Consider the following 6,036-nt stretch of genomic DNA (forward strand, 5'->3'; position numbering starts at 1 on the left):
AGACATGGAATGGCAAATCTGTAATGACGATGGCTCTTGTCTGAGTGGTCGTTTGGCCGCAACGAGCGACCCGAATTCGTTCGATCTTCTCGACAATGATGGATCGGATTGCGGTTCAGTTCACCTGTCGTATGCATCACGAGACGGGATGGACGGCATTCTCTACGTCTCCCACGAGACTGGCGATTTCAAGATGCGCAGGACTAACCGAGTGCCGGCTTTTATCGAGGAGTGAGAGTTCCCGGCGGTCTGCCGATTAGGCCGCCGGGGTATCGAGCCCCGCATTCATCCGTACACACACGGATGAATGCGGGAAGTGTCCGGATGAAGGTGATAATCAAGGAAACAAAGCTGTTCTGCCTGGGACGGCTTTGGCCTGGACTTTAACCACAACATCGCAATCGACACTTATCAGCTCGCGCAACGCGCATGGCCAAATCTCGGACGCTGGCGCATGGAGGACTTTCGAGATTTACTGGACATCCAAAACGACGACGCACACCGCGTGCTCGCCGACTGCGAAGACGAGATGGCTGTCTACAATGCGATCAGAAAGGCGTGAAGTCGGGAGAGCTTTCTGTGGAACCGCCGCGCCGTCGCGCGAGCCGACCGGGCAACCCGGGCAATCTGGTCCCGGCTCTCCCGGTCGTATTCCTACGATATCGCCCCTAGATCACCAATGTGTCAGATAAAGAATGAGGCAATGGTTATGATCACGCCTACGGCAGATGCGGCGACTGCGCCTTTTTTCCTCTCCTTTAGTCCGACGAATAGGGTTGCCGTAAAGTAAAGGGCGGAAATGCAGTCTATGGCAAGCGAAACGAGTTCCTTGGGCGGTTTCAGCAAAAGGTCGCTAGCAAAGAGTAATGCAAGCAGGGCAAAGCCGATTGTGGTCAAGTATCTCGATTGATTTTGCGACAGCATGGCAACTGCCTTTCAGAACAGGCAAGTGAAAAGTCGGTACGATGTCATTGCGGTTGCAAAAAAGCCGCCGCTAGGACCGGTTGTCACGAGACCGGCGATAACTTCAGCGGTGCCAGCAAGGTAGGGATCGCGCAGGCAAGCCTCCTCCTTCGCGTTCAGCTTGACCTTGTGAGGGACGGGGCGGTTATTTGCAAATCCGTGAGAATCGCACCACGCCTTGGAATATGAATCCGTGCAGCGCCCGCGCTCAAAAAAGGGATATATCGTAATTTTCGTCGTAGTTGACTCCGACGTAGATATCGCTGCTCTCGGCGGGAGATCCCTCGTCGGCATGGGCTGCCGCAACGGGCACAAATGGTGTCATGACAAGGGAGAGGCAAAGAGCTGCTGAGACGATGGAGGGTAGGCATTTCTTCATGGCGGGCTCCTTAATCTGGCCTTTGATAGTTACTCGATGTCGCCTCCTTCAGCTTTCTATCCGTTGTATTCGGCGTATTTCTTTAATAAGGCAAGAGGTTCTTCCTCTCCTTCGGATAAGCCGATGATGTTTCCTTGATCATCCAGTATGAATACGGACGGAATATGCTCAAGTTCATATTGGTCATACACGGTCTTATCTTAATCTATGTATATGGGAAAGTCTCCTTCATGGATCGAGGCTTCTTCAATCGTGCTGTCCTCGGAAACAGTGAAAAGGTTCTTCCTTATGGCTGCGAAATTATCAAGTTGTTGCATATCCTCTATGAGAGATTCACAGTGCGAACACCACGATGCCCAGAACATCAAGATGTTTTCCTCATTAGGTTTTAGCTTGTCAAAATAATTGACGTTTCGGCCGAGGCTGAAATCTTGGCCCTTTTTAATGGACAAAGATGAGGGATAAGCATCGTGTTGCGGTTTGATATTGGCGGCGATTAAGGCGGCGAAACACGTCAGAGTCGCCAAAGTCAGTAAGGCGATAACGCATTTTCTCGGTTTCCAGCTCATGACAGATCCCTCTCTCATGGTGAAACGCATACGTTTTGAAACGGGACGTCACTCCGAACGCCTTGCCCTCTTTGTGTGATTGCCGCAGCGGCATTGTCTGGTTAGCTGGCGAGGTCATGTCTATCCTCTACGGCGTAAGCCAATCCAATCCGAGAGGAGCCGCACATGAACGCAGCGGAAATTCCTTTCGGGGGGGGGTATCTCCGAGATTTACCCGCCGTCCGAAGGGGCAGTCGACAGTAGAGTACGTCCTGATCATCGCGATTATAGTCTTGGTTATCTTGATCGCGGGGCCGTGGGTCTCGTCTGCCATCAGAAACCAGTTCAACACGGTGGCGGGCGCCATCGGGTCTGGCACGACGGGCGAGAACTTCTACGAGCTGGAGGACATCCCCGACCCTGAGAACGGCACGGCGTTCGCGGTCTACTCCGAGGACGACCACAGCCTCATGTTCTACAAGAGGCGCGGGGTGCCCAAGGTAGGAGACATGTTCAGCTACCGCAAGGTGACTGCGCTGTATACGGGATTCGAGACGGATCGCTATACACCGATAGACTACAACTACTCAAACGATGCGACTAACGCTCCGTGGTATAGCAGTTCAAGTGATTGTAGGAGCGTGTCCGTCGTTGACGGCGGCATTAAGCCGATCAGCATCTCCTTCTGGTTCCATCAATTCAAGAATTGCATTTCGTTTGATGTGTCGAAGCTCGATACCAGTTCGGTCTCCGGTATCGAGCATATTTTCTATAACTGCGGGAATGTGAGAGACCTGGATCTATCGACATGGGATTTATCTCATTGCGTGACCGCTGTATCGGCATTCGCATATTGCCATAATCTGGAATCTATCGAATTCGGTCCTATCTCCACGGCTGATTTCAAGCCATATGGATGCTATTGGATGTTCTCAGACTGCAACAACCTGAGCCTCGACTGCTCGGAGTGGATTATCGATCCGAGCGCTGCAAATTATGCGTTCAACTCCGGGGCGCCCGGTGTGATCTCTCCCAAAGCGTGGCGTTAACCGGTATCGAACTCAGTGCGAGAAGCCGACCCCGGCGCATCAAGGACGGCTTCTCGTTTCAGCCGTTTTGAGAGCCGGTGTCTAATTCAATTTGAACCAGATAACGGGACGGACTCCGAGCACGTCATCCTGTTTGCTCCCGTAATCGCCCGATTTGATAATGCCTTCGGGTTCTCGGTTTTCTCCCCTGCTTGGCATTTGGAATTCAGGGCGTACGCGGTGGGTGGATAATTGGCTCAATCAGATGACGGCGTTGACGGGAACAATCATGGCGATGTACGAGATTGCGGTCAAGTTCGATGAGAGCGAAAGGGCCTTGATTCAGGGCCGCGCGGAAGCCGCGGGCATGTCCTTTTCCGAGTTCGTGAGAAGGGCTGCACTCGAGAAGGCTGAGGACATGGCGGACATCGAGGCCTACAATGAGGCTTTGGATGGGGACGCCGAGACCCGCTACACGATGGAAGAGGTGTTGCGCATGGCGGCGGAGGCCGAGTGATCGTCCGCACGCATCGTCTGCCCGAACTCGACAAGGGCGTCGGATATCTGCCTGCTGGTGGGAAGCGCGAAGCGCTCCCTGCGCGACACGACCTCATCGAACATCGGGACAAGGAACGCCCGTACCTTCGCCTCTTGGTCCTTCGATGGGAGCGTTTCCTCCATCAGCGCCTTGAACTCTTCCGGCTTTACGCCGTCTAGGGCGGCAAGCAGCTCGTCCATCTCATACCCGTCGAGCAGGTACTCGACCGCCATGCACGACACCATGGCGTTGAAGTACCGCCCAAAAGACGCGCTGTCGCCCTCGAACAGTATCCCGCCGACTGCGCCCGCGGCCGCCGTGCCGACCGTTCCGCCGACCATGCCGCCCGCGAGGCCGACGATGGTTCCCACGCCGGGCGACACCGCCGTGCCGGCTGCGGCACCGACCTTAGCCGCCGCGACTCCTGCCGCCGTGGCGCCGGCGATTCCCCCGGCGATCGAGGTGGCGAGGCATGCCATGTTCTGGGCGTACTGGGCGCCGCTTGCCTTGCCCTGGAAGAGCCTGTAGGTCTCGGGGGCCGAGAACACGGCGAGGGTCACCGCTGCCGAGACGGCATTGCCCCTCAGCATCTTCGCAAGCTGCTTGGAGGCGGCCGCACCGCTGATGGCGGTCTTGCCCGTGAGGGCGCGCAGGCCGTTGACGATTGTGGCGGACGCCTTGAATCCGAGCTCGCCGACCACCGCCTGGCTGGGAGCCATCAAGGCGTTGGAAAGCCCCGTTCTGGAGAGCTGCGAGACGACCATATGCTGGGCGAAGGACAGGCCGAACACCTGGACGCCGGCAGCGATGCCCGCCTGGACGGCACCGGTGATGTCCCTGGTCTCCCTGTACGCCATGAACGTCGTCGCCAGAAACGACAGGCCGAATGCGCAGGAGCATGTGACCGCGCCGGTCGCGGCGTCATACTTCAGCGATTCCGCCGTTCCCGGCTTGGCGAGGTTCAGCGCCTGGTCGTATGTGAGCTTGCCCTTGCGGACGATTTTCTCGGCGTCCCTGGGGTCGCTGACGCCGGGGACCTTGCCTTGGCTAATTTTCTTCTCGAAACCGCGGAGCACCTGCTGGTACTGGTCTTTCGGGACCTCGAGCTGCATCGGCGTGCCGTCTTTCGCGAGGTAGCGATACTTATGGCTGCTCAGGTCGAAGCACGCTTCGAGGGACCCTCGCGCCGTCTTGTAGTACTTGGTCTGGATCAGGACGCCGTCGACACTCCGGTCGGGGCCGTTCTTCGCGTTGTCCCTCCCCAGAATCTCGGCCTGGTGGCCCTGGAGCCTGTCGATGATGCTGTTCGCCTCCTCGGCAAGCTCCCCGTGGCCCGCGGGGTTGTTGACCGCCGCGCGCTGCTCGACGAAGACCTCCCCGTTGCTGTTGATGGTCGCCGCCGCCGCGACTGCCGCGGCCTTGACCGCCGTATCGTCCACCGTGGCAAGCTCACTGTCGATGCCGGCGGCGTGGTCATCCTCGAGGTCGCGGATCGCCTGGCAGCGGGATACGAACTGGCCCCGGCACGCCTCGTCGACGGTGAGCGCAAGGTTGCTTTCACCGTCGGAGGCGAAGGGGCCGGGTTCGAAGTACGCCCACTCGAAGTAGAAGAGGCGAGCCTGCCTCTTTTCCTTCCCCGGGACGGCGAACGCGTCGGCGTCCGCCTTGATGTAGACACCCTTTTCGGTCATGGCGATGCCGCTGGGCCTGAGGTCGAACTCGGCGTCGGCCCAGACGACGGTCTGTTCCCTCGGTATCGGGAAGGCTGACTTCACCTTGGCGGCATTGGCTTCCGTCAACGGGAGCGGAGACTCCTGGAATGAACCGAGTAACTCCTGTGCGCGGGTGGCCTCAATCGCCCTCAGGGCTTCCTGTACCTTGGGCGCGTACTCCGCCTTCTCCGCATCGAGTCTTTCGGCCTCTTTTTCGTCGAGGGCGGCCTTCACGCCGTCCGCCGCCCCTGCAATCGCCGCGCCCGCTGCTGTCGCTGCCCCGGTGGCGCCCTCGGCAAGCTTGCTCGCTGCTTCTCCCGTCGCCGTCGTTGCATCTGCAATCGCAGCTCCTGCCGCGACCGCCATCCCAGATGCCCCCTCGGCAATCATGGCCGCCGCCTCGCCGGCAGTCTTAGTGGCCCTCTGAATCTCCTGCAGCGGGTCGAAGCCTTTGTCGAATATGCTCATGGACGATTCTTTCTCGTGGGCGGATAGACAGTTCGAATCGCGTTGTTTCTCATACGATCGTAATTATAGCTTTGCGTTTTTATGCCTTTGGTTCAGCTGCCAGACCCGGCGCAGGGAACTCGAGCAAGATTGTCAAACATTGGGCGGTACAGGGGGGCACACCCGCAATCGCCTCTATATCGACAAGGTGCAGCCGTGCGAGGGCTTCGAGAGGGCAATTGACTGCATTCAAGACACTCGGTTTTCTCCCCTACCGTCATCGTTGCCGCTGCGGCACGTTGCGGATTGACCGGTTCGCTCCATCGTACGCTCCTGCATGCAATATCAATCCCCATACGAAGGGAGTGTCGCATATGTATGCAGCGGCACGGAACCTTCGGGGGGTGTTCCTATAGTTTTG

At 57.8% G+C, this 6,036-nt stretch carries 7 protein-coding genes; 3 read left to right on the forward strand and 4 right to left on the reverse strand.

Features of this window, described 5'->3' with window-relative positions:
- The coding region (locus AAAX36_RS09175; RefSeq protein ID WP_349075216.1) for a hypothetical protein at nt 1–235 on the forward strand (235 nt) is incomplete at its 5' end.
- 449 nt (nt 236–684) lie between these two features.
- Here the strand turns inward: AAAX36_RS09175 and AAAX36_RS09180 are convergent.
- The 3 genes from AAAX36_RS09180 to AAAX36_RS09190 all read right to left on the reverse strand — a co-directional run bounded on the left by AAAX36_RS09180 (nt 685) and on the right by AAAX36_RS09190 (nt 1,911).
- Nucleotides 685–924, reverse strand: a complete 240-nt coding sequence (locus AAAX36_RS09180; RefSeq protein WP_349075218.1) for a hypothetical protein — start codon at nt 922–924, stop codon at nt 685–687.
- A gap of 247 nt (nt 925–1,171) precedes the next feature.
- Nucleotides 1,172–1,342 (reverse strand): hypothetical protein, encoded by a 171-nt coding sequence (locus tag AAAX36_RS09185; RefSeq protein ID WP_349075220.1) that lies wholly within the window; start codon nt 1,340–1,342, stop codon nt 1,172–1,174.
- Between the two features lie 200 nt (nt 1,343–1,542).
- The gene (locus AAAX36_RS09190; RefSeq protein WP_349075223.1) at nt 1,543–1,911 is read right to left on the reverse strand and encodes a hypothetical protein; all 369 of its coding nucleotides are present in this window, start codon (nt 1,909–1,911) and stop codon (nt 1,543–1,545) included.
- A 116-nt stretch (nt 1,912–2,027) separates the two neighbouring features.
- On the opposite strand from AAAX36_RS09190, the gene AAAX36_RS09195 reads away from it, so the two are divergent.
- A complete protein-coding gene (locus AAAX36_RS09195; protein ID WP_349075225.1) occupies nt 2,028–2,939 on the forward strand; it encodes a BspA family leucine-rich repeat surface protein in 912 nt (303 codons plus the stop codon).
- Between the two features lie 223 nt (nt 2,940–3,162).
- The gene (locus AAAX36_RS09200) at nt 3,163–3,435 is read left to right on the forward strand and encodes a DUF6290 family protein (protein WP_349075228.1); all 273 of its coding nucleotides are present in this window, start codon (nt 3,163–3,165) and stop codon (nt 3,433–3,435) included.
- Here AAAX36_RS09200 and AAAX36_RS09205 read toward each other — a convergent pair.
- Nucleotides 3,390–5,636, reverse strand: coding sequence for a hypothetical protein (locus tag AAAX36_RS09205; protein ID WP_349075231.1), 2,247 nt, complete (start codon nt 5,634–5,636; stop codon nt 3,390–3,392). The two genes, AAAX36_RS09200 and AAAX36_RS09205, sit on opposite strands and share 46 nt — an antisense overlap.
- Between the last annotated feature and the right edge of the window lie 400 nt (nt 5,637–6,036).

The sequence above is a fragment of the Collinsella sp. CLA-ER-H10 genome (genome assembly GCF_040092475.1).
GTDB lineage: Bacteria > Actinomycetota > Coriobacteriia > Coriobacteriales > Coriobacteriaceae > Collinsella.